General features: G+C 70.4%; 21 protein-coding genes and 4 pseudogenes. 12 read left to right on the forward strand and 13 right to left on the reverse strand.

Annotated elements, in window-relative coordinates:
* Positions 1-9 precede the first annotated feature (9 nt).
* From OG509_RS19905 to OG509_RS19920, 4 genes are all read left to right on the forward strand, one after another.
* The gene (locus OG509_RS19905; RefSeq protein WP_406183775.1) at positions 10-1479 is read left to right on the forward strand and encodes a hypothetical protein; all 1470 of its coding nucleotides are present in this window, start codon (positions 10-12) and stop codon (positions 1477-1479) included.
* Between the two features lies 1 nt (position 1480).
* The gene (locus OG509_RS19910; RefSeq protein WP_406183776.1) at positions 1481-2407 is read left to right on the forward strand and encodes a thiopeptide-type bacteriocin biosynthesis protein; all 927 of its coding nucleotides are present in this window, start codon (positions 1481-1483) and stop codon (positions 2405-2407) included.
* Entirely contained in the window at positions 2404-3609 is a 1206-nt protein-coding gene (locus OG509_RS19915) for a JmjC domain-containing protein (RefSeq protein WP_406183778.1), read from the forward strand. Before OG509_RS19910 ends, OG509_RS19915 begins: the two co-directional genes overlap by 4 nt.
* Positions 3610-3725: 116 nt before the next feature.
* Entirely contained in the window at positions 3726-3914 is a 189-nt protein-coding gene (locus tag OG509_RS19920; RefSeq protein ID WP_406183780.1) for a hypothetical protein, read from the forward strand.
* A 315-nt stretch (positions 3915-4229) separates the two neighbouring features.
* Here OG509_RS19920 and OG509_RS19925 read toward each other — a convergent pair whose 3' ends face one another.
* The 3 genes from OG509_RS19925 to OG509_RS19935 are packed head-to-tail and all read right to left on the reverse strand — an operon-like array spanning position 4230 to position 6803.
* The gene (locus OG509_RS19925) at positions 4230-4997 is read right to left on the reverse strand and encodes an FAD:protein FMN transferase (RefSeq protein WP_406183782.1); all 768 of its coding nucleotides are present in this window, start codon (positions 4995-4997) and stop codon (positions 4230-4232) included.
* Entirely contained in the window at positions 4990-5430 is a 441-nt protein-coding gene (locus tag OG509_RS19930; RefSeq protein ID WP_406183783.1) for an FMN-binding protein, read from the reverse strand. Before OG509_RS19930 ends, OG509_RS19925 begins: the two co-directional genes overlap by 8 nt.
* Positions 5431-5441: 11 nt before the next feature.
* The gene (locus OG509_RS19935; RefSeq protein ID WP_406183784.1) at positions 5442-6803 is read right to left on the reverse strand and encodes a ferric reductase-like transmembrane domain-containing protein; all 1362 of its coding nucleotides are present in this window, start codon (positions 6801-6803) and stop codon (positions 5442-5444) included.
* Positions 6804-6972: 169 nt separating this feature from the next.
* On the opposite strand from OG509_RS19935, the gene OG509_RS19940 reads away from it, so the two are divergent.
* The 3 genes and pseudogenes from OG509_RS19940 to OG509_RS19950 all read left to right on the forward strand — a co-directional run bounded on the left by OG509_RS19940 (position 6973) and on the right by OG509_RS19950 (position 9732).
* Positions 6973-7707: a response regulator transcription factor gene (locus OG509_RS19940; protein ID WP_406183785.1), complete on the forward strand. Its 735-nt coding sequence runs from the start codon at positions 6973-6975 to the stop codon at positions 7705-7707.
* Positions 7704-9128: a sensor histidine kinase gene (locus OG509_RS19945; protein WP_406183786.1), complete on the forward strand. Its 1425-nt coding sequence runs from the start codon at positions 7704-7706 to the stop codon at positions 9126-9128. Before OG509_RS19940 ends, OG509_RS19945 begins: the two co-directional genes overlap by 4 nt.
* Before the next feature lie 391 nt (positions 9129-9519).
* Positions 9520-9732, forward strand: a pseudogene (locus tag OG509_RS19950) (DUF4287 domain-containing protein).
* Positions 9733-9768: 36 nt separating this feature from the next.
* On the opposite strand, the gene OG509_RS19955 reads toward OG509_RS19950, so the two are convergent.
* From OG509_RS19955 to OG509_RS19975, 5 genes and pseudogenes are all read right to left on the reverse strand, one after another.
* A complete protein-coding gene (locus OG509_RS19955; protein ID WP_406183787.1) occupies positions 9769-10569 on the reverse strand; it encodes an alpha/beta fold hydrolase in 801 nt (266 codons plus the stop codon).
* Positions 10566-11425, reverse strand: a pseudogene (locus OG509_RS19960) (RNA polymerase subunit sigma-70). Before OG509_RS19960 ends, OG509_RS19955 begins: the two are co-directional and overlap by 4 nt.
* 300 nt (positions 11426-11725) lie before the next feature.
* A complete protein-coding gene (locus OG509_RS19965) occupies positions 11726-13438 on the reverse strand; it encodes a glycerol-3-phosphate dehydrogenase/oxidase (RefSeq protein ID WP_406183788.1) in 1713 nt (570 codons plus the stop codon).
* 48 nt (positions 13439-13486) lie between these two features.
* Entirely contained in the window at positions 13487-15004 is a 1518-nt protein-coding gene (gene glpK, locus OG509_RS19970) for a glycerol kinase GlpK (RefSeq protein ID WP_406183790.1), read from the reverse strand.
* An 83-nt stretch (positions 15005-15087) separates the two neighbouring features.
* Entirely contained in the window at positions 15088-15936 is an 849-nt protein-coding gene (locus OG509_RS19975; protein ID WP_266671970.1) for an MIP/aquaporin family protein, read from the reverse strand.
* A gap of 312 nt (positions 15937-16248) precedes the next feature.
* Here OG509_RS19975 and dhaK point away from each other — a divergent pair, with 312 nt between their 5' ends.
* Entirely contained in the window at positions 16249-17253 is a 1005-nt protein-coding gene (dhaK, locus tag OG509_RS19980) for a dihydroxyacetone kinase subunit DhaK (protein ID WP_406183791.1), read from the forward strand.
* 854 nt (positions 17254-18107) lie between these two features.
* Here dhaK and OG509_RS19985 read toward each other — a convergent pair.
* Entirely contained in the window at positions 18108-18446 is a 339-nt protein-coding gene (locus OG509_RS19985; protein ID WP_319722718.1) for a MerR family transcriptional regulator, read from the reverse strand.
* A gap of 821 nt (positions 18447-19267) precedes the next feature.
* Here OG509_RS19985 and OG509_RS19990 point away from each other — a divergent pair.
* Together OG509_RS19990 and OG509_RS19995 are read left to right on the forward strand one after the other, a co-directional pair.
* Positions 19268-19462, forward strand: a pseudogene (locus OG509_RS19990) (ATP-binding protein); the annotation flags it as partial.
* Between the two features lie 28 nt (positions 19463-19490).
* Positions 19491-19675, forward strand: a pseudogene (locus OG509_RS19995) (hypothetical protein); the annotation flags it as partial.
* Positions 19676-19779: 104 nt separating this feature from the next.
* On the opposite strand, the gene OG509_RS20000 reads toward OG509_RS19995, so the two are convergent.
* From OG509_RS20000 to OG509_RS20015, 4 genes are all read right to left on the reverse strand, one after another.
* Positions 19780-20094 carry an SCO5918 family protein gene (locus OG509_RS20000; RefSeq protein WP_406183793.1) on the reverse strand — a complete coding sequence of 105 codons (315 nt, stop codon included), beginning with the start codon at positions 20092-20094 and terminating at the stop codon, positions 19780-19782.
* A 49-nt stretch (positions 20095-20143) separates the two neighbouring features.
* Positions 20144-20560, reverse strand: coding sequence for a CBS domain-containing protein (locus OG509_RS20005; RefSeq protein ID WP_406183794.1), 417 nt, complete (start codon positions 20558-20560; stop codon positions 20144-20146).
* Positions 20561-20606: 46 nt separating this feature from the next.
* Positions 20607-22121: a DEAD/DEAH box helicase gene (locus OG509_RS20010; protein ID WP_406183795.1), complete on the reverse strand. Its 1515-nt coding sequence runs from the start codon at positions 22119-22121 to the stop codon at positions 20607-20609.
* Positions 22122-22438: 317 nt separating this feature from the next.
* Positions 22439-22642: a cold-shock protein gene (locus OG509_RS20015; RefSeq protein ID WP_403733636.1), complete on the reverse strand. Its 204-nt coding sequence runs from the start codon at positions 22640-22642 to the stop codon at positions 22439-22441.
* Positions 22643-23761: 1119 nt separating this feature from the next.
* On the opposite strand from OG509_RS20015, the gene OG509_RS20020 reads away from it, so the two are divergent.
* Positions 23762-24502, forward strand: coding sequence for a helix-turn-helix domain-containing protein (locus tag OG509_RS20020; protein WP_406183796.1), 741 nt, complete (start codon positions 23762-23764; stop codon positions 24500-24502).
* A 2-nt stretch (positions 24503-24504) separates the two neighbouring features.
* The gene (locus OG509_RS20025) at positions 24505-25278 is read left to right on the forward strand and encodes a hypothetical protein (protein ID WP_406183798.1); all 774 of its coding nucleotides are present in this window, start codon (positions 24505-24507) and stop codon (positions 25276-25278) included.
* Positions 25279-25659 lie beyond the last annotated feature (381 nt).

The raw sequence follows: 25659 nt of genomic DNA on the forward strand, positions 1-25659 counted from the left end.
ACGCACCCGATGACGACGGACACCCTGTCCCGCCGCGTGCTGCGCTACGCCCACGCGCAGGGCACCGGCCGGTCCCAGTTCCCCACCCCGGCCCAGGTCGCCGAGGCCTCCGGCCCGCTCCCCGACGGGGTGGACAGCGGGGCCGCCGCCCCGCTGCCGTACGGCACGACCGAGCTGCTTGAGCTCGCCGCGTTTCCGGCGGGGCGGGTGCCGCAGGCGGCGGACCGGGCAGTGGAGCGGGCGCTGATCACCGCGTTCGGGCTCCAGCGGGCCGAGCTGACCAATCCGTACTTCGAGCACCGCTCGCTGCCCTCCGTACGCAGCCTCTTCCCGGTGCACGCCTTCGTCACCGGCGCGGGCCGCCCCCGGGTGCTCGACGTGCACCGGCACGCGTTGGCGGAACTGGCCGGTACGGCCTCTGCCGGTACGGGCGGCGCCCGGCGGATCCTGCTGGCCGGCCGGTACACCCGGCTGCCGGCCTTCTACGGTCCGCTGCGCGGCACCCTGACCGAGCTCGAGCTGGGCATCTCGCTGCGCTCGCTGGCGGCGGCGCTGGAGCTGTTCGGCCTGGAGGCGCGGCTCACCCTGCCCGCCTCGGGCGAGCTCCTCGGCGAACTCGGGCTCGCGGACCGGGAGTGGAGCTGGCCGCTCGCCGTGGACCTGGCGGACTCCGCAGCCCGGGCGGGCGTCCCCGCCCCGGCGGAGCCGCTCACCCCGGCCGCGGCCGTCGGGCCGCCCGCAGGGCCGGTCCACCCCGACCCGTCCTTGGACGAGCTGCTGGCCGTCAACCGGGCCCAGGCCGCCGCAGGCGACACGGGCTCCGTCCCGCTGGGCCCCGCCATCGCCGGCGGCGCCGCCGCCCGGGACCTGTCCTGGGCCGAGGTGCTGTGGGAGCGCGGCTCCGGCCGGATGCCGCGCGGGCTCACCGGCATGGCGGGCCGGCCGCGCCGGGTCCCGGAGGGCTCCCTGACCGGAGCCGCCGCCTGGGCCGCCGTACCGCCGCCGGGCGAACTGCTGCGCCGGGTGGCCGAGAAGGTGAACGTCACCGTTGCCATCCAGGCGACGGACGGCTTCGAGGACGGTGTCCACCGCCTCGCCGGAGACCGGCTGCTGCCGCACCGCCCCGGCCCCGGGGCCCTGGCCGCCCTGGAACGGGACTACGGCTACAACCTGGCCCCCGGCAACGGCTGCGACGTCCGCCACGCCTCCGCCGTCTGGTTCTGCTCGGTCCGCCAGCACGAGCTGGTCGCCGAACTCGGGCCGGCCGCCTGGACCCTCGCCCAGTACGTGGCGGGCTGGATCACCCAGGGCCTGTGCCTGAACGCCGCTGCCCACGGGCTCTACGCCCGCCCGGCGCGAGCCTTCGACGGGCTCGCCGTCCAGCGGCCGCTGGGCCTCGCCCCGGACGAGACCGTGCTGCTGTCGGTCATCAGCGGCACCCCCCGCTTCAACGGACTCCCCCTGGATCTGAGGTTGTGACATGACGACGTGGACCTCCTGGCACCTGCACCTCGCGTCCGCCGAGCGGTCGCTGGGCGACCGGGCCGTCACCGACGTGGTGGGGCCGGCCACGGCCGAAGTGCCGTCGGGCAGCTGGTTCTTCATGCGTTACTGGCAGGGCGGGCCGCACATCCGCCTGCGCGTGCGCGACCTGCCCGCCGGGGCCGCCGCCGCACTGACCCGCACCCTTGAGCAGCGGCTCGCCGCCGCGAACACGCTCCTGCCCGGTGAGAAGCCCCTGGACCCCGCCCGGTTCGCCGTGCAGTCCCAGCGACTGGCCACGGCGGGGGAGGGCGGCGTCCCCGTGGAGGAGCGGGACCTGATGCCGCCGGGCGTGTACGAGAGCCCGTACGTCCCCGAGTACGAGCGCTACGGCGGCGCCTCCGTCATCGCAGTCTCCGAGTCCCTCTTCGGCACCTCCAGCGAGCTGTGCCTGGCCTTCCTGCGCACCCGGCCCTCCGACAGGGCGCGTACGGCGCTCGCCCTGCGGGCCACCGCCGTCGCGGCGTCCGTGCTCGAGGTCTCCCCTTTCACCGCGTTCGGGGCCACCTCCTGGAAGGACTGGGCGGGGCGGGCCGGCTACCCGGCGGCGGCGCTGAGCGCGCTGGAGGCGGAGTGCGTCCTCGCGGCCGACCGCCTCACCGCCGACGGCCACGACCTCATCGCCCGCGTCGCCGCCGCGCCGGGCCCCCTGCGCGCCTGGCAGGCCGCCCTGTCCGAGGCGGCTCTGCACCAGCTCGGTCCGGAGCAGGTGTACACGGCCCGGATCGTCTTCTCCCACGTCCACATGCTTCACAACCGGCTCGGCCTGAGCACGCTCGACGAGCTGCGCAGCTACCTCCTGCTGGCCCGCCAGGCCGGCCCCGAAGTCCCCACCCCCCTCCCGACCGCAGCGAGGACGGTATGACCACGCCCAGCACCTCCCCCCTCTCCCGGCCGGCCTTCAGCGCGCTCGGCAGGCTGACCGCCGACCCCGAGGCCTTCCGCACCAACCCCCCGGCCGAACCGGTGGTGTTCCGCGCCTTGGACCGGTTCTCGGACCTGTTCGGCTGGGAGGCCCTGGACGCCTCGCTGGCGGCGTCCGGCCGCCGGCTGCCCGACTTCCGGGTGATCCGCGACGGCGCCCAGATCGCCGACCAGCGCTACACCCGCGCCACGCTCATGTACGCGGACGCGCCGGACGTGCGCAAGACGACCGGCGAACTCGCCGAAGGCGCCTCCCTGGTGATGCAGGGCCTCCAGGAGTACAGCGAGCCCCTCGCCCGCTTCACCCGCGAGCTGGCTCACGACACCTCGCGCCCCGTGCACGTCAACGCGTACATCACACCGCCCAAGTCCCAGGGCTTCGCCGCCCACTTCGACCCGCGCGACTCCTTCGTCCTGCAGGTCGAGGGGACGAAGGTCTGGACCCTCCGGGAGCCCGTACTCCCGTCCCCCCTCGCCCACGAGTCCTGGGACCGGCTGCGCGAGCGCGGCGAGTGGACCACCGAGCGCCTGGACGCCATCGAGCCGTGGAAGGTCCTCACCCTGGAGCCCGGCGACGTGCTGTGGCTGCCGCGCGGCTGGGTCCACTCGGCGCGCAGCGAGGGCGTCTCCTCCCTGCACCTCACCCTCAGCCTGACGGCGTGGACCGAGCACTGGGCGGTGGGCGAGCTCCTCTCCCGCGTCGTCGAGGTGCCCGGCCGTACGACGTTCCCCGCGGACTTCGTGCGCGATCCCGGGACTGCCGTCGAGGCGGTGGCCGCCCTGCGCCGGGGGCTGGCCGACTGGTTCGCGGAGTCCTCCGACGAGGAGCTCGCCGCGGTCCTGCGCAAGGCCGCGATCCGGGAGTTCCCGGCGCCGCTGCGCCAGGTCTCGGCGGTCCTGGCCGACGACCGCCTGACCCCGGACACCGTTTTTACGGTCCACCGCGAGATCGTCCTCAGCGCCGTCGAGGACGGCAAGCACCTCCTCGTCCACCTGGCCGACCGGGTCCTGACCCTCCCCGCGGCCGCCGCCCCGGTTCTCGCCGAACTCCTGGGCCGCACCCGGTTCACCCTCGCCGAGCTGCCCGTGGCCGAGGACGTCGTCCGCCTGCTGTGGCGCGAGGGCCTCCTCTCCAGCGCCTGACCGACCCACCCCCTCAGCCTCCGCGCGCCTGACCGACCACCCCGCCCGGCTCCGTGAGCCGTGCGCCCTCACCCGGCGCACGGCTCACGGACCGCCCCCTCCCAAGGAGCCCCACAGTGAAACCCCGCGCCCTGATCACCGCCGCCCTGATCGTGGCCCTCACCCTGGCCGCCGTCGTCGCCATCGGTGCCCTGCCGCACGACATGCAGCCGATGCCCCGCATCCTCGTCCTGGCCGCCGGCATCACCACGGTGATCCTGGCCCTGCGCCGCCCCGCCGCACCGGACCGTAGAGCGCCGCAGTAACCAGGTCCGGTCGACGACGCGGTCGACGCGGCAGGCTGATCCTCAAGCGAGTTGGGGCATGGCGAGGGTCGAGAGGTCTAGACAATGAAGAAGGCCCAGGTCTGTGACCTGGGCCTTCGTTCGAGAGCGGAAGGCGGGAATCGAACCCGCGCCACAAGCTTGGGAATCACTCGGCACATGGACCCGTGCGTGGCGTCTGACCTGCACGTCAGAGCATCCGGTTGGGCGAGCCCCCGACCCTCCTCGCCCTCACTGGCTACGAGCAGGTCCGCACTATCGCCGCCGCCCTGGGCGGCCACGCTTCAGAGTCCCGTCTCATGGCCCATACCGGCAGAACCCCGGTGTGCGCCATTCCCGGCCGTCGGGCAGGACCGCGAGGGCTTCGTAGCCGTCCAGTGCTTCCACCCAGTCCCTTGCGCCGTCGCCTCTGGCGAACGCGGCGGTGGCGTACGTGTCCGTCAGGGTCAGGGCGGGTCCGACCAGGGTGAGGGAGGCGAACGCGGTGACCGGGGTGCCGGTGTGCGGGTCGAGGATGTGGGCGCCGCGTTCGGCGGTGCCGGAGGTGGCGACGGCCAGTTCGTGGTCGGCGGTGATGACGGTGGCCAGCCTGCCGGGGTGCAGCGGGTGGGCGATGCCGATGCGCCAGGGGGTGCCGGGGCTCGCCTGGCCGCGGAGCTGGATGTCGCCACCGCCGTTGACGCAGGTGTGGTGCGCGCCGGCTTCGTGGAGAAGGCGCGATGCGGCTTCGGTGGCCCAGCCCTTGACGAGTCCCGAGGGGTCGAGGGTGCCCGCGGGGATGACGCTGAACCAGCCGTCGGTGACGTGGGCGGCCTGGGCGCAGAGGGACATGACTTCGTGGACTTCGGGTGGGCAGTCGTCGAGGTGGATCTCGCCGCGGTCGAGGCGGCTGATGTGGCTGTCGGGCCGGTACGTGGAGAACACGGCGTCGATCTCGTGGAGTTGCCGTACGGCTTCGGTGAGCGCGCGGTGGATGGCGGGGGTCGGTTGGTCGCGTATGTCGAAGGAGAAGACGGTGCCCATGACGTGTTCGGCGTGGCGCAGGCCCCGTGCGGTGTCAGGCATGGGCCTGGTCCAGGGCGCTCTGCAGGGATTCGATGTAGCCCTGGCTGGTGTAACTGGCTCCGGAGACGGCGTCGATCTGCGCGCTCTGGGCGCCGATCGCCTCTTCGGTCAGGCGGGGCAGGGCGTAGGAGGAGATCTGCTGGTCGCGTCCGCCCCGGTCGGGGGCTCGGAGGACCGTGATCGAGGTGATCTTCCCCTGGCTGAGGGTGGCGGCGACCTGCACGGTTCCGTAGCGGGTGTCGATGGGATCCCCGGTGAACGTGCCCGTGGTGGACGTACCGGGGGCGGAGGTCCCCGGGGTACGCGGGGACGAGGAGGCGGTGGGGGAACGGGGTGGCATCCCGACGAGGGCGGGAGCCTGGTGGGGTTTGAGGGCGAGCAGTGAGACGACGAGGGTGCTGATCCCGGTGGTGGCGAGGACGGCTCGGCGCATGGTGGTTCTCCTCAGAACGCGAAGGACTCGTGGTGGATGCGCCGGGCCGGGACGCCCGCTTCGCGCAGGGCCTGGATCGCGGCGCGTGCCATGCCGGGCGGCCCGCAGAGGTAGACGTCGTGCGCGGCCAGGTCCGGCACCAGGGCGGCCAGGCCCCGGGCGGTGAGGGGCGAGGAGTATGCGGCCGGTTCGTCGACGACGTAGTGCACGGTGGCCCGGCGGTGGGCGGCTATCGCATCGAGTTCACCGCGCAGGGCGAGGTCGTCGGGGCGGCGGGCCCGGTAGACGAGGGTGACCTGGCCCGGCAGTGTCTCGAAGAGCATGCGCAGGGGGGTGATGCCGACGCCGCCCGCCAGGAGCAGGACCTTGGGGGAGGTGCGCCGGTTCACGGTGAAGCCGCCGTACGGTCCCTCCGCCCACACCCGGGTACCGGGTGCCAGGCGGGCGAGCGCGGCGCTGTGGCCGCCGGCGGTCTTGACCGTGATGCGCAGGTGGTTCGGGTGCGCGGGGGCGGAAAGGGAGTAGGGGTTCGCGGTCCACCACAGTCCGCGCGTCAGGAAGCGCCACCGCAGGAACTGCCCCGGCAGGCCGCCCAATTCGTCCAGGTGCTCGCCGGTGAGGTGGACGGAGACCACTCCGGGGGCCTCGGCGTGGACCGCTGCGACGCGCAGGCGGTGGCGCAGTCCGAGCCGCACCGGGACGGCGAACCGGTACCAGGCGAGCAGCGCGGCGACGCCGAGGAAGAGCGCGTACCAGGCGGCCTGTGCGGAACGGTTGCCGACGAAGTCCGCCCCGTTGGAGAGCTGGTGGCCGAATACGAGGAAGACCGCCAGGTAGGTGGCGAAGTGCAGGTAGTGCCAGGTCTCGTAACTCAGCCTGCGGCGGGCCGCGCGGGCCGATAGGACTCCGGTGGCCAGGAACAGCAGGAACCCGGCCGTGCCCTTGAGGAGGTCGGGGTAGTGCAGGACGAGCGTGGTGGTCTGGCCCACCACGTTCGCGTGCGAGGTCAGCGAGTACCCCCAGATGATCAGCAGGGTGTGGGCGAGGGCCAGGGACACGGTGCAGCGGCCGCCCCAGGCGTGCCAGCGGGCGAGCCGGTCGGTGCCGACGGTGTGGTCCAGGAGCGGCACGCGGGCCATGAGGGCCAGCAGGACCGCGCAGGCGTAGCCCGCCAGGAGTCCTGTGATGCGTCCTGCCCCCGTGAGCCAGCCCGCCGGGCCGACGACCGAGGTCGTGTCGCTCCACCACAGGACGAGCACCCCGGCGGCGCCCGCCCAGAGGGCCAGCTGAGCAAGGAAGGGCACGGCATTGCGGTACGGGCGCCGGCGGCGCGTCCCGCGGCCGGCGCGGGTGCCGGTGAACGTGGTGGTCATGGCTGCTCCGGGTGGGCACTCGCTCCGGCGATGGGCGGCCAGCCTCACAGCCCAACCTCTGAGTACCTTCTGAAACGGCCCCGCCGACCCCTCTCGGCGCGGATTCAGAGCAAACTCAAAGACTCGGTGCGCCCTGCCCCGGCCCTGGCCGGGGGATCCTGAAGGAACCATGAACGAGCCTCGCACCACTTCGCTCCTGCACCGCCCCGACGGTGAGCCCGTGCGGATCCTCGTCGTCGACGACGAACCCGACGTCACCGACGTCCTGGCCGGGGTCATGACCGGTGAGGGCTGGCAGGTGCGCACCGCCGCCGACGGCGCGACCGCGCTCGCTGCCGCCCGCGCCTTCCGGCCCGACGCGGTGGTCCTGGACTGGATGCTGCCCGACCTCGACGGCCTCCAGGTCCTGCGCGACCTGCGGCGTGAGGAGCCCCGCGTGTGCGTGCTGTTCCTGACCGCCCGCGACGCGGTCGAGGACCGCATCGCCGGCATCACCGCGGGCGGCGACGACTACGTCACCAAGCCCTACAGCCTGGAAGAAGTACTGGCCCGGCTACGCGGGCTGCTCCGGCGCGCCGGCATGACCGCCGAACCGGGCGCGAACCTGCTCACCGTCGGGGACCTCACCATGGACGAGGAAGCCAGGGAGGTCAGACGCGGCGGAGCCATCGTCGACCTGTCCCGGACCGAGTTCGAACTCCTGCGCTTCCTCATGCGCAACCCGCGCCGGGTCCTGTCCAAAGACCAGATCCTCGACCGGGTCTGGGCCTACGACTTCGGCGGCCGCGCCCACGTCGTCGAGCTCTACATCAGCTACCTGCGCAAGAAGATCGACGCCGGACGCACCCCGATGATCCACACGGTGCGCGGCGTCGGCTACGTCCTCAAGCCGGACACCCCGTGAGGCGGCCGGTACCCCGCACCCTGCGCGGCCAGCTCACCGCCGGGCTCGTCACCCTGCTCGCCCTCGCCTGCCTCGCGGTCGGCATCACCACCGCCGTCGCCCTGCGCGGCTTCCTCATGGACCGTCTGGACGAACAGCTCGCAGCCTCCGGAGGCCGGTTCGCCGCCAGCCTGGAACACGAGGCCAAGCCCGACGCCGACAACCGCCCCGACACCCGGGGCCAGGCCGAGGCGACCTTCGGCGCCCGCCTCCTGAGCGGAACGGTCACCCAGGCCGCCGTCGTCGATCAAGCGACCGACCGCTCCCTCCAGCTCACCGCCGGGGACCGGCGCACCCTGGCAGGGGTCCCGGCCGACGGTCACGGACACAGCATCCGCCTTTCGGCTCTGGGCAAGTACCGTGTCACGGCCGTCGAGGGTGATGACCAGGACGTCCTGATCACCGGCCTGCCGCTGCACCCGGTGGAGGAGACCGTTCACCGCCTCGAAGCGGTCGAAGCCGCGCTGTTCGGCGCCGCCCTGGTGGCCACCGGCATCGCCGGAGCCCTGTGGGTACGGATCTCCCTGCGCCCCCTCCAACAGGTCACCGCCCGGGCCGCGGAGGTCGCCAGGCTACCGCTCGCCAGCGGTGAGGTCGCCATGCCGGGACCGCTCCCCGACACCGACCCCCGCACCGAGGTCGGCCAGGTCGGCAGCGCGCTCAACCACATGCTCGGCCACGTCGAGGACGCTCTCACCCGGCGCCAGGCGAGTGAGGAGCGGCTGCGTCATTTCGCCGCCGATGCCAGCCACGAACTGCGCACCCCTGTCGCCAACATCCGCGGTCACGCCGAACTCGCCCTGCGTCACCACGGCCCCGTGCCGGCCGAAGTCCGTCACGCCCTGGAGCGCATCGACGGCGAGTCCCAGCGCATGACGCGCCTCGTCGACGACCTGCTGCTCCTCGCGCGCCTGGACGCCGGACGTCCCCTCGAACACGAGCCGGTCGATGTGACCCTGCTGATCCTGAACGCGACGGACGACGCCCGCGCAGCGGGCCGCGGCCACCGCTGGATCCTTGACCTCCCCGAAGAACCCGTCACCGTCACGGGCGACGCCCACCGTCTCCAACAGGCCATCGGCAACCTCCTCGCCAACGCCCGCACCCACACCCCGCCCGGCACCGAAGTGACCATCACTCTCACCACCGATCGGACCGGCGTCTGCGTCGACGTGAGCGACAACGGACCAGGCATCCCCGAAGGCCTCCAGTCCGAGGTCTTCGGACGCTTCGTCCGCGCCGACCACGCCCGCTCCCGCAGCACCGGAAGCACCGGCCTCGGCCTCGCCATCGTCCACGCCGTCCTCACCGCCCACGGCGGAACCGCAACCGTCACCAGCAGCCCCGGACACACCACCTTTCGCCTCACCCTCCCCGGCTGAGCCCCTGGTCCGGCTGCGCCGATGTATCTGGCGGGCGAGCGGATTTGGCGTCCTCGGACAGCGGGTGAAGGTGCAAGTGGTGCGCGGAGGGCACGGCGAGGGCAGATAGGTCTAGACAACGACGAAGGGTCAGGTCTGTGACCTGGGCCTTCGTTGAAGAGCGGATGACGGGAATCGAGCCCGCGCCATAAGCTTGGGAATGTATGGCGCGTGGACGCCTCCCATGCTGCCTGACCGCGGGAGCCGGACTCGGCCTCGCGTGGCTGACTGCGGTGACGGCCAGGCTGGTCACCGAGGTGCGTGTGCGTGCCTCGAACCGCTGGTCAGCCGGTCATCTATCGGCCATCATTTACATAGTCAAGATCATTTCATTCAGGAGGCGGGACACCACATGGCCGACACCGTGAAGGGCCCTGCCGGCTACTTTCCCTCGATCGAGAAGAAGTAGGGCCGCCCGATCGTGGAGAGGAACGACCTCATCCGTTCCTCGCCGCTGACCAAGCACATGGAGCTCGTCTCCTGACTCAAGTCCGAGCACCGCCTGGGATACGGGCACGCCAACACCTTGGTTGCGCACACGCTTGTTGAGAACAGCGGTCAGTGAGCAGGATCTTGATCACGCCATCCGGCTGATGGCAGATCATGTGACTTCTCCAAGGAACCCGCGGAGTACGTGCCGCAGGACCTCCGGTCGCTCCAGGTGAACGTCGTGCCCCGTCCCGGGGATGCTCACGGCCGCCGTCTCCGGCCGTCGCCGGAGCATCTCGTCGATCTCCTCCGGCGGGATGATGCCGGACTGGCCGAGGACGGCCAGGGTCGGGCAGGTCACCTTCGACCACTCGTCCCAGAAGGACCGTTGGGCGTTCTCCTCCAGTGACCCGACCATCACGTCGCAGTCGAAGCGCGGCCACCAGCCACCGTCCCCCTCCACAAGGCCGGCAGCCCAGCCCTCGCCGACCGGACCGCCGCCGAAGAACCTGACGGCAGCTTCCCGCGACGGGAACGGCCTGGGCCAGGAATCGAGCCATCCGGCGATCTCCGCCTGCACGTTACGGTTCGATCCGCCGGGGCCGGCCTCCATCAGGACGAGCGCACGGAAGAGACCGGGGTGCGCGGCGGCGGCGAGCATGGCGGCGTGGCCGCCCAGCGACTGTCCTGCCAGGACGGGCTGTTGGAGGCCGAGCTGTTCGACTACGGCGACGGTATCCGCGACATACGCGGCCCGGGACACGTCCCGCGGGCGGCGCTCGCTGGCACCGTGGCCGCGCTGGTCTACGGCGACGACCCGGTAGCGGGGGCTCAGGTCTTGTGCGATGGCGTCCCATTCGCCCGCGTGCCCGGCCAACCCGTGCAGCAGGACGACGGGCGGCCCCGATCCACCCCAGTCACGGCAGGAAATGCGGACGCCCTCGCGGACGACGGTGCGTTCTGACCACGTCATGCGGATTCCTTGAGGCGGGGGGGCGGGCTGGTGAGGTGGCGTCGTTCGGGGACGGTGCCAGAAGAGGAATCCGCGCCTATGTGTGCAGGGAGGCCGAAGAGCGGGAACAGGCGCCCGGTGTCACGGAAGGCGTTGATGCCAGTGATGCGGTCGCCGGATACCTCGATGACCTGGAGTGCCCAGGGTTCGTAGCCCGTTCCGTCGGCGCTGGGCCGGTACTGGCCGAACAGAAGGCCGCGGCGTACCGCGAAGCGAGCACCTGCTGGACGGAGTCGGACGGCGGGGTAGCCGCCTCGCGGCGGACAGCCAGCGTGGCACGCGCGCGCTGCAGTGCGCTGTTGACCGAGGCGACCGTGCAGCTGTGCAGGTCAGCGACCTCGCGGGCGGAGAAGGCCATGACGTCCCGCAGAAGCAGAGTCGCCCGTTGCTTGGGTGGCAGGTGCTGCAGCGCGGCGACAAAGGCCAAGCGCACGGTCTCGGCTGCTTCCGCTGCCTCGGCGGGATCACCGGTTGCGGACGCCGGACTGCCCGGGCACGGTTCGATCCACAGGGCGGCCTCCAACGGAGCGCCTGGTGAAGTGGCGCCGCTGGTCGGGCCGGAGAGGTCCATGGGGCGGGCTCGGCGCTTGTCGGCGGCGAGTGCGTCCAGGCAGACGTTGGTGGCGATGCGGTAGACCCATGTCCGCAGTGACGACCGCTCCTCGAACCGGTCGAAGTTCCGCCACGCCCGGACCATCGTCTCCTGTACGGCGTCTTCCGCCTCGAAGAACGAGCCCAGCATGCGGTAGCAGTAGCCGGTCAACTCGGCCCGGTGCTCCTCCAGCCGGACCGCCGCCGCACGCTCGTCGCCGCCCATGAAAAGATCTTTCATCCTTGATTCCGCCCCCCGACGCGCACCGGATCCAAGGCCACTGAGCAGGTGCTTCCAGTGATGTCCTCGGCAGCACGAAAATACTGACCAGCAGGGCGCAAAGCCAGTGATCAAGGTTCGGACCGTGCGGACGGCCGGGCAGGAGACTGACGGCCCGGACAACGAACAAGCCCCAGGTCGTGGGTTCCAGCCGCTGTTGACCGTACTGAAGGGCATGGTTGGGGCACGGACGCGTCGCCGCCACCCGGCGTCCGCCGTGGCGGCCGCCCCCCGGCGTGCGGCCGTTCAGTTCACCGGGATGATGTCGGGGGCGCCGAGCCGCACCGCGTCGGCGGTCCGGTCGTCCGGCTGCTGCTGGGCCTCGCGCTCGGCGGCCACGCGCTTGAGGTAGTGGTCGACCTCGCGGTCCTGCTGCGCCCGGTCCCATCCCAGGTGGGGCGCCATCAGCCGGGCCACGGTCGGCGCCGCGTCCACCCCGCGGTCCCAGGACTCGATGGAGATCCGGGTGCGCCGGGCGAGGACGTCCTCCAGGTGGCGGGCTCCCTCGTGGGTCACCGCGTACACGGCCTCGACCCTCAGGTAGTCGTCGGAGCTCGGAAGTGCCTCGCCGAGTGCGGGGTCGGCCGCCACCAGGGCGAGCAGTTCGGGCGCCAGGGAGCCGTAGCGGTTCAGGAGGTGCTCGATGCGCGCGACATGGAGCCCGGAACGCCCGGCGAGCCGGTGTCGGGAGTTCCACAGCGCCGGATAGCCGTCGGCGCCCAGCAGCGGGACGCGGTGCGTGATGCAGTCGGGAACCTTCTCGTCCAGGCCTCGGACGGCCTCGTCGACCGCGTCCTTGGCCATCACCCGGTACGTGGTGTACTTGCCGCCCGCCACCACGACGAGTCCGGGCACGGGATGGGCGACGAGGTGCTCCCGGGACAGCTTGCTGGTCTCCGCCGCCTCGCCGGACAGCAGGGGGCGCAGGCCGGCGTAGACGCCCTCGACGTCCTCGGGGACCAGTGGGGTGGCCAGGACGCTGTTGACGTGTTCCAGCAGGTAGGTGACGTCCTTGGAGCTGAGCGCGGGGTGGGCTTTGTCGAGCGTCCAGTCCGTGTCGGTGGTCCCGATGATCCAGTGCCGGCCCCAGGGGATGACGAACAGCACGCTCTTCTCGGTGCGCAGGATCAGACCGGTGCGGGAGTTGATGCGGTCACGGGGGACGAGCAGGTGGACGCCCTTGGAGGCGCGGACGTGGAACTGGCCGCGGGTGCCGGCCATGGCCTGGGTGTCGTCCGTCCACACCCCGGTCGCGTTGATGACCTGCTTGGCCCGCACCTCCGTCTCGTCGCCGCTCTCCAGGTCCGTGACGACGGCGCCGACCACCCGCTCGCCCTGCCGCAGGAAGCGGCTGACGCGGGTGCGGTTGGCGGTCAGTGCCCCGTACGAGGCGGCCGTACGGGCGAGGAACAGGGTGTGGCGGGCGTCATCGACCTGGGCGTCCCAGTACTGGATGGCTCCCACCAGGGCGTCGGAGCGCAGCGCGGGCGCCTCGCGCAGGGCCCGGTGCTTGCTCAGGTGGCGGTGGATGGGCAGGCCTCCGGAGTTGCCGGAGGCCCTGGCCATCGCGTCGTACAGCAGCACGCCGCTGCCGACGTACGGGCGCTCCGTGACGCGGTGTTGCAGGGGGTAGAGGAACGGCACCGGACGTACCAGGTGGGGGGCGAGGAACCGGAGCAGGAGGCCCCGTTCCTTGAGTGCTTCGGCGACGAGGCGGAAGTCGAGCATCTCCAGGTAGCGCAGGCCGCCGTGGATGAGTTTGCTGGAGCGGCTGGAGGTACCCGAGGCCCAGTCGCGGGCTTCGACGAGTCCGACGCTCAGGCCCCGGGTGGCGGCGTCCAGGGCGGCCCCGCTGCCGACGACGCCGCCGCCGACGACGAGGACGTCGAGTTCGCCCCGTCCCATGTCGGCGAGGGACTGCGTGCGGGCTTGGGGTGAGAGGGCCACCGGATCGACCATGGTCTCCTCCTCAGTGCTGCGGGCACGTGTGGCCGGATCGGCCGGAACCTATTCGACCTTGGCCCAGTCGAGCGTGCGTTCCACCGCCCGCTTCCAGCCCTCGTACCCTTCCGCGCGCCGTTCCTCCGACCACTCGGGCGCCCAGCGCTTGGACTCCTGCCAGTGGGTGCGCAGTTCGTCCGTGTCGCGCCAGAAGCCGGTGGCGAGCCCGGCCGCGTAGGCGGCGCCGAGCGCGGTCGTCTCGGCGACGACCGGACGGCTGACCGGCACGCCGAGGACGTCGGCCTGGGTCTGCATGCACAGGTCGTTGGCCGTGACTCCGCCGTCGACCTTGAGCACGTCGAGGTGGACGCCGGAGTCCTGCTCCATGGCTTCCACCACGTCGCGGGTCTGGTAGCAGATGGCCTCCAGAGTGGCTCGCGCCAGGTGTCCGTTGTCGTGGTAGCGGGCCAGACCGACGATCGCGCCGCGGGCGTCGGAGCGCCAGTACGGGGCGAACAGGCCGGAGAAGGCGGGGACGAAGTACATGCCGCCGCTGTCCTCGACCGTGCGCGCCAGGCGTTCGCTCTCGGCGGCGTCACCGATGATCTTCAGCTGGTCGCGCAGCCATTGCACGGCGGAGCCGGTGACCGCGATGGATCCTTCGAGGGCGTAGATCGCGGGGCTGTCGCCGAACTGGTACGCCACGGTGGTCAGGAGGCCGTGCTGCGAGCGGACCAGTTCCGTCCCGGTGTTGAGCACCAGGAAGTTGCCGGTTCCGTACGTGTTCTTCGCCTCGCCGGGCGCGTAGCAGACCTGCCCGACGGTGGCCGCCTGCTGGTCGCCGAGGACACCGGTGATGGGAATGGCCTCGCGCAGCGGCCGGGAGGTGCGGGTCTGTCCGTACGCCTCCGGGTGGGAGGACGGGTTGATGGTGGGCAGCATGGCCCTGGGTACGCCGAAGAAGCCGAGCAGTTCGTCGTCCCAGTCGAGGGTCTCCAGGTCCATGAGCATGGTGCGGCTGGCGTTGGTGACGTCGGTGGCGTGGACGCCGCCGTCGGGTCCGCCGGTGAGGTTCCACAGCACCCAGCCGTCGGTGTTGCCGAAGAGGGCATGGCCCTGCTCGGCGGCCTCCCGCACGCCGTCGACGTTCTCCAGGATCCATTGGATCTTGCCGCCGGAGAAGTAGGTGGCCGGTGGCAGCCCCGCCTTACGGCGGATGACGTCGCCCTGGCCGCCGCGCTCCAGTGCCGCGGCGATGGAGTCGGTACGGGTGTCCTGCCAGACGATGGCGTTGTAGTACGGGCGTCCGGTGCGGGGGTCCCAGACGACGGTCGTCTCGCGCTGGTTGGTGATGCCGACGGCCGCCAGGTCGGAGGCGTCGAGGTTTCCGTGGCGCAGGGCGTTCTGGATCACCGAGTTGGTGCGTTCCCAGATCTCCACCGGGTCGTGTTCGACCCACCCCGAGCGCGGGAGGATCTGGGAGTGCTCCAGCTGGTGCCGCGCCACCTCGTTGCCGGCGTGGTCGAAGATCATGAAACGGGTGCTCGTGGTCCCCTGGTCCACTGCGCCGACGAAGTCAGCCATGGGGTGCCGCCTCCTCTTGGGATGCCGTGTGTGGGGCTGTCGTCCGGGACGGGACGGGCGGTGCCCGGCCGTCCCGGATCAGGTCAGCTCTCGTCCGGTGCCGGTACGCGTCCGGGAGGCTCCGGTTCGGCGGTCGGCAGGAACCGGCCGATGAGGAGCTTGTAGATACCCGCACCCAGCACACCGCCGATGAACGGGCCGATGATCGGCACCCAGAAGTAGAAGTTCCCGTACTGATCTCTCCATGCCCCTCCGTACCCGGTGAGGAAGCTGGCCAGACGGGGGCCGAGGTCACGGGCCGGGTTGATCGCGTACCCGGCGTTGGTGCCCCACGCCATGCCGATCGCCACGACGATCAGGCCGACGATGAACGGGGCCAGGTTGGCGCCGGGAGGCGTGCCCAGCAGGTCCGTGACCGCGAAGATCAGCAGGAGCAGGATCGCGGTGCCGATGATCTGGTCGCGCAGTGCGCCCCACTCGGTCACCGGCAGGTTCGTGTTTCCGTTGGCCGGGAGCGTGGAGAAGACGCCCTGCGTCTTGATGGTGTGACCGGGGTCGGCCTTGGCCAGCGCCTCGGTGTAGTTCCAGCGGACGATCAGGGCCGCCACGAAGGCTCCGGCTACCTGCGCCAGCGCGTAGGGGGCGACTCTCTTCCACGGGAAGCCCTTGAAGGTCGCAAGGGCGACGGTCACCGCGGGATTGAGGTGGGCGCCGCTCAGCCTTGCCGCGACGTAGACGCCCAGGGTCACGCCGAGACCCCAGGCCCAGGCGATGCTGTCGTGGTTTCCGAGGCCGCCCGCGGGGTCCGTCAGGGCTCCGCCGGCGACCACCTGGGCCACGACACCACAGCCGAAGAGGATGAGGATCATGGTGCCGGCGAATTCGGCAGAGAGTTCGCCGATCAGCCCATGCGCTTTGAGGCGCTCCTTCATGGGTGCCCGCTTCCCGCCGGTCCGAAGACCGGCATTCGACTGCCCCGAGCCCCCCGGTTCAGCGTAAGACGGGTCGCCCGTACCGGAAAGGCGAGGGCGGTCCGGTCCTGCGGAGGCCGGTGCCCGCTTCGGATTCCCGGTCCTCCTCCGAGGCGGCCGCCCGAGCTCTCGCGGATGACCGCGGCGTGGCAGCACACTGTTCGTATGGCGTGCCCTCGCTGACGCGCTTGCCCGGCGCTCGGCGTTCCGTGACGGCGTTCCGTGACGGCGCCGGACCGCTGACCCGCCGCTGCTCCGACCGGGAGGCACACGATGAAGATGCTGATCAACAGTCCGCAGACCGTGGTCGCCGACGCCCTCCGGGGGCTGGCCGCGGCCCACCCGGACCTGGACGTGGACGCCGAGGCCCGGGTCGTCGTACGGCGGGACGCACGGCAGGGCGGGCGGGTCGGTCTCGTCTCCGGCGGCGGCTCCGGACACGAGCCCTTGCACGCGGGCTTCGTCGGACCCGGAATGCTGTCCGCCGCCTGTCCGGGCGAAGTGTTCACTTCCCCCGTGCCCGACCAGATGGTGCGGGCCGCCAAGGCCGTGGACTCCGGCCAGGGGGTGCTGTTCGTCGTCAAGAATTACACCGGGGACGTGCTGAACTTCGACATGGCCGCCGAGCTCGCCGAGGAGGACGGCATCCGGGTCGAGCGGGTGCTGGTCAACGACGACGTCGCCGTGACCGACAGCCTCTACACCGCCGGGCGCCGGGGGACGGGGGCCACGCTCTTCGTCGAGAAGATCGCCGGGGCGGCGGCGGAGGAGGGCGCTCCCCTGGAGCAGGTCGCCGCCATCGCCCGGCGGGTCAACGAGGCCTCGGGCAGCTTCGGCGTGGCGCTGAGCGCCTGCACCACGCCTGCCAAGGGCAGTCCCACCTTCGATCTGCCGGACGGCGAGCTTGAGCTGGGCATCGGGATCCACGGGGAGCCGGGCCGGGAGCGGCGTCCGATGATGCCGGCGGGGGAGATCGCGGAGGTCGCGGTGGGCTCCGTGCTGGACGACATGGCGAACGCGGCCCCTGTCGACGGGCCGGTACTGGTCCTGGTGAACGGGATGGGCGCGACGCCGTTGCTGGAGCTGTACGGATTCCACGCGGAGGTGGCCCGGGTGCTGGCGGCACGGGGCGTACAGGTGGCCCGGACCCTCGTGGGGAACTACGTCACCTCGCTGGACATGGCGGGGTGCTCGGTGACGCTGTGCCGGGCCGACGAGGAGATGCTGCGGCTGTGGGACGCGCCGGTGCAGACGGCAGCGCTGCGCTGGGGCCGCTGACCCCCCGGGCGGTCTCCCCCGGCGCATCCGTCGGGAGCCGGACACGGGCTCCGACGGTGTGCCGGATCTTCCGTCGAACGGCGGGCGCCGGAGCCCGTCGTCGCGAACCGGCGGGGCTGGGTGGGCGGTTACGTGCCCGGCTTCGTGGAGCGATGCAAGACGCCCTCACGTTCACGTGGTGCACGGCGCGCGAAAGACCCTCCGAGCAGGGCATTCCTGCGAGTTGGCGTGTGCGGAGGGCACCGCAAGGCTGAATGGGTCTAGACAACGAAGAAGGCCGGCCCAGGTCTCTGACCTGGGCCTTCTTGTAAGAGCGGATGACGGGAATCGAACCCGCGCTATAAGCTTGGAAATCTACTGCGCGGAACTCGCCAATATGGCCGTTGACCTGCGTAAATATGCCATGGCCAGCGCCTTGTGAGGCCCTTCCCGGATCCGGTTCTGACCGCTGTTGACCGTCCTTAAGGGCACGGTTGGGGCACACCCTTCGCGGGTGCCTCGCGGTCGGCGTGAGTAGCCCGCATCGCCCGCGACTCGTCGCCGCCGGTGGAGCGCTGACATGGAGGATTGCTGCCGCACTTGAGCGCCGCGCCGTGGAGGTCGACCTGGCTTCCCTGATCGTGGGCACGGGCGATCTCCACCCCTGCGAGGCCTCCCGCGCTCTGGTCGCGGAGATTCTTCACGCCCACGGCGGCCGTCTCCAGGACGACGCGACGGTCATGTGCCTGGACTGGCACGGTACCCACCAGGTCATACGCAGCGCTGACGCCGGGGCGGACCTGGCGGAGGCGTCCGCGCCCGAGCAGCACTCTCTTGACGACCGAGGCCCGCCGATCCCGACGGGCACGCTCGGTTCAGGCCGAGGGCGGCGGCGCGGATGATTCGGCGGCGCGGCGGTACTCGGCATTGATGCGCTGGGCTTCCTCGAGCTGGTCCTCGAGGATGATGATGCGGCAGGCGGCCTCGATGGGGGTGCCCTGGTCGACGAGTTCCCGGGCGCGGGCTGCGATGCGCAGCTGGTAGCGGGAGTAGCGGCGGTGGCCGCCCTCGGAGCGGAGCGGGGTGATGAGGCGGGCCTCTCCGAGGGCGCGGAGGAAGCCCTGGGTGGTGCCGAGCATGTCTGCGGCCCGGCCCATGGTGTAGGCGGGGTAGTCGTCGTCGTCGAGACGGCCGAACGAGTCGTCTGCTGTCATTGAACCTCTCTCATGGAACGCGTGGAGGGGCCCTGGTGCCGTACGGCACCAGGGCCCCGAAGGAACTACTACACCATCTGTCGGCCCTGATACTGCGCCGACCCTGTGTTGCCGCCGACCCGGCCGACACGCTGCCGGGAGCGCGGGGATCGCGGTTGCTTGACCGGAGACCACCTCACTATCGATGTCCTGCGGTACCCGGGCTCAAGGTTTCCGCCCGGGCGATCCTGATGGTGCTCGGCTCCTCCGTTCTTCCCTCGGTGATCAACTGCTTACTGCTGGTACTGCTCGTACTGCGTACTGCTCGTGGCCTGCGTCAGCGCCACTCTTCGGCAGCCAGCCCCGTTGCCCGTCCTGCATCTGCTCTGGCTTAGAACCCCACTGCCGAACTTCCCGGTGCGCGCGCCCGCAGCCGACGCCTTCACCGAGGTGCTGCTCACGACTTCACTGCTGGTACTGCACTTACAGGTACTGCCACTGCGTTGACTGCCGGTACTGCTCACGGCGGCCCCTGATCACTGCGGGCCACCCGGTCCGGTCGTCAGCCCCGTCGCCGTCCTGCAACAACCCTGGCTTCGGAACTCCACCACCGCACCGTCCTGCGCACTGCACTTGCCGGTATTACTGCCCGGCAGTTCGTCTCTGCCGGGCCCTGCGGTCTCTCTGGGCTACGAGAGAAACCATAACTACCCCACCGCCCAATGTCTACTCTGGCCGTCATAGATTTTCCGGCCCGTCGGTGAGAGGTAGACCTACATGGTCGGTCCAGGATGTGCACAGCGGCCTGCACAGCAGGTCAGCAGCGGGAAGCTCTCCGCCGGGTCTTGGTCGTGTCCGAGCTCGTGACGAACGCCGTGCGCCATGGCGGAGGAACCTGCATCTTGCAACTGACGGCCCACACGGAGAGCATCGAGGTGGCCGTCGGCCGGCGCATGGTCAACCGCTTCGCCCGAGCGACGGCTGTCACTCGTCGGTCCTCCGGCGGGAAGACGGTGAGTGCTCTTCTCGACCGGTAGCGCTACCGGTCGAGAGGACGGGACGACCGGTGCACAAAGTGCGATCTTCACCGCCACGACACCCCAGGAGGGGCCACCACTCACCTGCACTTCCATGTGGCCCGCATTCTTCAGGGCACGGTGGGGATCCCGGAGACGGGTGGGATGTACCGCGTCTCGATCGCGGATGTCAGCGCCTGCTCAGTGGGGGACTTCAGCTACTCCGACCACTGAACCGGCCCTGCGTAAGAAGCCCTGGGTACGCGAAAAGGGCCCGACCGGCGTGTGCCGGTCGGGCCCTTTTCGCTCATCGGGTGGCGGCATCGCCGGGCCACCCGTCAGGCGGTCACGGGGGTGCCGAGCATCGCGGAGGCCTGCTGGAGGGGGCTGAGCACGCGCGTCGTCACGGCGGTCCGGGGAAGGCCGCCGCGGCACGTGAAGCCGAGCTGGGTCATGGCGCGGAGGACTTCGCCGGCACTGAAGTCGCGGCGGTCCTGGCGGGTGATGACCTGGCCGACCTGCTTGACGGGGTAGGTGCGGCGGCCGATGGTCACTGACTCGCCGATGACCTGCTCGGGCTTGATGCCCTTCATCGATTCCAGGACACCGCTTTTGGTCAGGTCGAACGGGAAACGGGCGATGACACAGCGCATGGATGCCTCACAGGGTGAAGGGGAAACGGGCCGACCACGGTGCGGTGGTTCAGCGGCTGAGGGCGAGGACGCCCAGGGCGCCGCCTTGTTCGTCCACGACGGGCAGGGCGGTGAGCCTGCGGTATCGCATCGCGTGGTCGGCCTCGGCCATCGTCGTCATGGGCGAGGTGAACGGCCCGCGGTCGCCGAGGACATCGCGCAGACGGGTCCGGTCCGTGTACGCCGCGCTGTCGCGGACGGTGGTGAGCTGGGCACGGGTGACCAGCCCGGTGCACAGGCCGTCCTCGTCGCAGACGAGCAGATGGTCCGCGCGGGCGCTGGCCATGACGGCCAGGGCCACCTCGACGGTCATGTCGTCGCAAAGCTGTGGACCGGCCGCTTCCATGGCGTCGTCCACCGTCGGGTGGACGAGGTCGGCATGGGCATCGGCATGTGCCGGGCGGGGCTGCATCTGGACCAGCGTCAAAAGGTGCCTCCTGTAGAGGTGGGTCAGTGTCCTGATCACGTGGTTCTCAGGCCGCCGCGTCAAAGGCGGTCTGTCGCAGGCTCGCGCGCCGGGCAGCCGACATGGGCCCGCGTCGACCGCGGGAGGCCGTGCTGCGCTTGGGCCGCTCGGAGACCGGTGCGGTGATGGTGACCGGGATGCCGGAGGGGGCCTGGGCGCCGGTGATGCGGTTCAGGGCCTCGTCGCCCGAGCGGACCTGGGTGGTCAGCGGGGTGATGCCCGCGGCCTGCATCAAGCGGGCCATCTCGCGGCGCTGGTTGGGGGTGACGAGGGTGACGACGCTGCCGGACTCGCCGGCCCGCGCGGTGCGGCCGCCGCGGTGGAGGTAGTCCTTGGGGTCGGTCGGCGGGTCGACGTTGACGACGAGGTCCAGGTTGTCGACGTGGATGCCGCGCGCCGCCACGTTGGTGGCGACCAGCACGGTGACGTGCCCGGTCTTGAACTGGGCCAGGGTCCGGGTCCGCTGCGGCTGGGACTTCCCGCCGTGCAGGGCCGCGGCGCGGACCCCGCTGTCGAGGAGGTCCTGGGTGAGGCGGTCCACGGCGTGCTTGGTGTCCAGGAACATGATCACCCGGCCGTCGCGGGCCGCGATCTCCGTCGTCGTCCGCTGCTTGTCGGCGCCGTGGACGTGCAGGACGTGGTGCTCCATCGTGGTCACCGCGCCCTGCGAGGGGTCGACGGAGTGCACGACCGGGTCGGTCAGGTAGCGGCGCACCAGCAGGTCGACATTGCGGTCGAGGGTGGCGGAGAACAGCATCCGCTGCCCCTCGGGACGTACCTGGCCGAGGAGAGCGGTGACCTGCGGCATGAAGCCCATGTCGGCCATCTGGTCGGCCTCGTCGAGGACGGTGATGGCGACCTGGTTCAGGCGGCAGTCACCACGGTCGATGAGGTCCTTGAGGCGGCCGGGCGTGGCGACGACCACTTCGGCTCCGGCGCGCAGCGCACCGGCCTGGCGGTGGATCGGCATGCCGCCGACCACGGTGGCCAGGCGCAGCTTGACCGCCCGGGCGTAGGGGGTGAGCGCGGCGGTGACCTGCTGGGCGAGCTCTCGCGTCGGTACGAGGATCAGCGCGAGCGGCTGACCCGATTCGGCGCTCTGGCCGGCCGTACGGGCCAGCAGCGCGAGGCCGAAGGCCAGGGTCTTGCCGGAGCCGGTACGGCCGCGGCCGAGGACGTCACGGCCCGCGAGGGTGTTGGGCAGCGTCGCGGCCTGGATCGGGAACGGCGTGGCTATGCCCTCACGGGCGAGCGTGGTGAGCAACTGGGCCGGCATGTCGAGGTCGGCGAAGGCCGCGACGGCGGGCAGCGCGGGGGTGATCGTCTTCGGCGGTGCGAACTCGCCCTGGATCGCGGCGGGCCGGCGGCCGTATCCGCCCGAGCGGCTCGGGGCGCCGGAGCGGCTCGGGGTCGACGAGCCGAAGCGGCTGCCCCGCCCGGAACCGGCGCCGGTGCCGAAAGCGGGGCCGCCGGTGCGGCCGCGGGTGCGAGAAGAGCGCTCGTTCGTACGTGTGGGGTTCATGCGGAACCTTCCTTGATGCGGCACGTATCAAGGAATTCCCGCAGCCTCTGAGCGGCGCACGGAATTGCGAGAACGGGCCGAATGGAATGCGATAGCGGATCTGGCGGACAGGAATCTGTTCGGGCTCAGACGCTGAAATAAGGTGGCGTCATGTGGACGCGACAACCAAGAGGTGAAATCGGGTGCAACTCCGAGAGAGCCAGTCGATCGGATCTCTCAATGCTCAATACCGCGGGTGAACGCACCGCGGGAAATGCATGCAGCTGGGGCCCGCACCCCGAGGGATGCGGGCCCCAGCTGCAGAATGCGTGTCAGCGTCAGGCGGGAACGATGTTCTCGGCCGTCGGGCCCTTCTGGCCCTGCGCGATGTCGAAAGTGACCTTCTGGCCCTCGTTCAGCTCGCGGAAGCCCTGGGCGGCGATGTTCGAGTAGTGGGCGAACACGTCAGCGCCGCCACCGTCCTGCTCGATGAAGCCGAAACCCTTTTCCGCATTGAACCACTTAACGGTACCAGTAGCCATGTCATATCTCCTTTGGGGCAATACATCAACGTCCGCACTGTGCGGACGCCGTGTCGCCGCGATGATGCCCCGCCGGAAATTGACCGGGAAATACAAAGCGCTTCCTGCGGTCCGAAGTCCGACTGGAGGAGCTTGAAGTTCTTGGGTACCAAAACTGCAACCGAGATCGACAGTAGCACGCTGCAGCGGCTTGTGTGCGTTGAATATTTCCGGCTGTCGTGTGGCGGTAGAAACTCTCCCTGCGGGATCCGTTAAATTCTTAGGTCGCGGTGACAGATATTGATTCACCCCGAGCGCAGCGTTTTTAAGTGCTCGCCGTCGGCTGCAGGATGCTGCAGCGAGGTCGTCGCGAAGTTGGCTGGTTGAGGAGGCATTTGGGGGCGGGTGCCGACACGGCGGACCGCTGGAGCGGTCCTCGCGGTGGTGAGGTCCTGTACGACAACGAACGCGAAGTCGTTGCGGTGGAGGCGGCCCGGGTGCCTGGAGCGGGCTTGCCGCTACGCCGTTCTCCCTTGCCCCACTGGTTGATGGGGCAGCCTCCGGCAGCTGGGGCGCCTGGGGTCGGTGGGGGTGCTGTGCCCTCGCGAACTGGGGAGCGCGGGCGGGGTGGTTGATCGTCCGCGTTACAGGGTGCGAACGGGCGAATCCGAGCGGGCCTGTGGCGCGGGCAAGTGGCGTGTGAAGGGCCTTCTGGCCAGGGAATTCAGCCGAGTTGGGGCACGCGGAGGGCACGGCGAGGACCGAGAGGTCTAGGCAACGACGAAGGCCCAGGTCTGTGACCTGGGCCTTCGTTCAAGAGCGGATGACGGGAATCGAACGGGCGCTATAAGCTTGGGAATCTATGTTGCCTAGGGTGTCCATATGGCATCTGACCTGCGGAAACAGTCTTCCGGAAGGGCTGCCTCGAGGGTCCGCCGGTACCCGTATTGACCGCTGTTCGCCGCTCAGAAGGGCACGGATGGGGCACGCGTCCGTTGGCCTGGGTCGTGCGGCACGTCCCTGCCTCGGCAGTTGCGCCTTGGCTCCTGAAAGCGTGAGGCTTGACGCAAGGGGGTCTGGGTAGGAGACTGCTTGCGTGTTCCCTCCTGGTTTCGTGAGGGGAGGCGCAAGGAGATGCTCATGGAACTGCTGTCGGTGAAAGAGGCTGCGGCCCTGCTCGGGGTGGATGATTCCCGTGTCCGTCAGTTGCTGCATGACGGGAAGCTTCAAGGGCAGCGAGTCGGTGGTCGTTGGCTGGTTGCCGGGGACAGTGTCCGGGATCGCAAGGACCGGGGGCCTAGTTCACGGAGACCGCTGTCGGCCCGCAATGCATGGGGCGTTCTGGCAGTGCTGGACGGCCATCAGCCGGTGAGTCTGTCCGATGCCGAGAAGTCCCGGGTGAGGATGCGGTTGCGGAATCTCCTTGCCCACGGGCAACTGGCTCCGGCCCTGCTCCAGGAGCTTCTTGCCGCCCGCGCCGAGGTTCGCTCGTACCGCGTTCATTCGGGCGTACTGCCGGTTCTGCTCGCCGCTCCGGATGTGGTGAGGGGGGGAGTGAGCGCCGCGGTGAAGGCAGGGGCGGACTATATCGCTCTCGGCCGTGCGGAGATTTACGTACATCCCGACAGGGTCGACAAGCTGGAAGCTGAGTTCGGCATGGTCCGTGATGAAGAGCGGGGCAATGTCTCAGTACGTATCCCCCCGGCGGAGATGTGGTCGTTCCTGACCTCAAGGCCTGAAACGCCCGGGCAGGGCCGTGACGTCCCCGTCTCAGTAGTGGCGGCCGACTTGCTGGACCGCCATGAGGGCCGAGCCGACGCTGCCGCAACTGGGTTGCTTGAGTCTCTGCTGACTCGCTACGCGCAGCCTCGGAAGGTGTGATCATGGCGGCTGATTTGCCCGGCGTACGACTGGAGTCGGACCTGTTCACCGGTCCGCTGGTGGAGTTGTGGGGCGTGCTGTTCGACCTTTCGGAGCAGGTGCCGAATGCCTGGTCGCTGATCGGTGGGCAGATGGTGCTTCTGCACGGCCTGGAGCACGGTCGGACCCCACCGGCCGCGAGCGCCGACTTGGATGTCCTGGCTGACGTGCAGTCGGACCAGCAGAGCTTGCGCCGTTTGGTTGAGGCGCTGGAACGGCTCGGATTCTCCCCCGCCGGCATGTCGCCGCAGGGCAACTTGTTGCACCGCTATCAGCGCGGTGTGGAGCCGCAGCGGTTGGTGGTGGATCTGCTGGCGCCTGACAACCTCGGCCCCCGTGCAGACCTCACAACGACGCCGCCCGGCCGCACGCTGGAGGTGCCGGGCGGTCGGCAGGCTGCGCAGAGAACCGAGGCTGTGAGCGTGCAACTGGGGTCGAGGGCGGGCCGGATCCGACGCCCCAGCCTGTTGGGGGCGATCGTGGCGAAGGCTGCAGCGGTGAGCATCAAGACCGCTTCGCCGGAGCGCCACTATCGCGATCTGGCGTTCTTGCTCTCGTTGCCCGCCAATCCGTTGCAACTCAGAGATCAACTCGACAAGGGCGACCGTAAGAAGCTCGCGTTCGCGAAGGCCTTGAGCGATCCGCAGCATGCAGCTTGGCGCCAACTGGCCGACGAGGGCGCCCGGGCGGACGGCCAGGCCATGTACGCGTTCTTGTCTCCGCCTGTGACGACGTGAGAACAGCCGAAGGCCCGCGACCTCGTCGCCGCCAAGGTGGTGCACAAGTGGTGCGGGACTCATGAATAGGTCTAGGCAGCGCGAAAGCCCCAGGTCGCTGACCTGGGGCTTTGTCGTGGAGCGGATGACGGGAATCGAACCCGCGCTATAAGCTTGGGAATCACCCGGCACTTCGGGGTGCGTATGGCTGCTGACCTGCGGAAACGGCTGCGAAAGACGCGGGTCGCGTTGCCGTGCCGGATCCTTTGCCGACCGCTGTTCACCGCCCCTACTGGCACGTTGTGGCACGGCCCCTGACTCGACACAGCTCCTGTCCGACGTGAGAACACCCTTGGCGCGCGTCGATTCGGTACCCGGTGGTCCCTGCACGACCTGGTACGC

Source organism: Streptomyces sp. NBC_01006 (genome assembly GCF_045162725.1).
Lineage (GTDB): Bacteria > Actinomycetota > Actinomycetes > Streptomycetales > Streptomycetaceae > Streptomyces.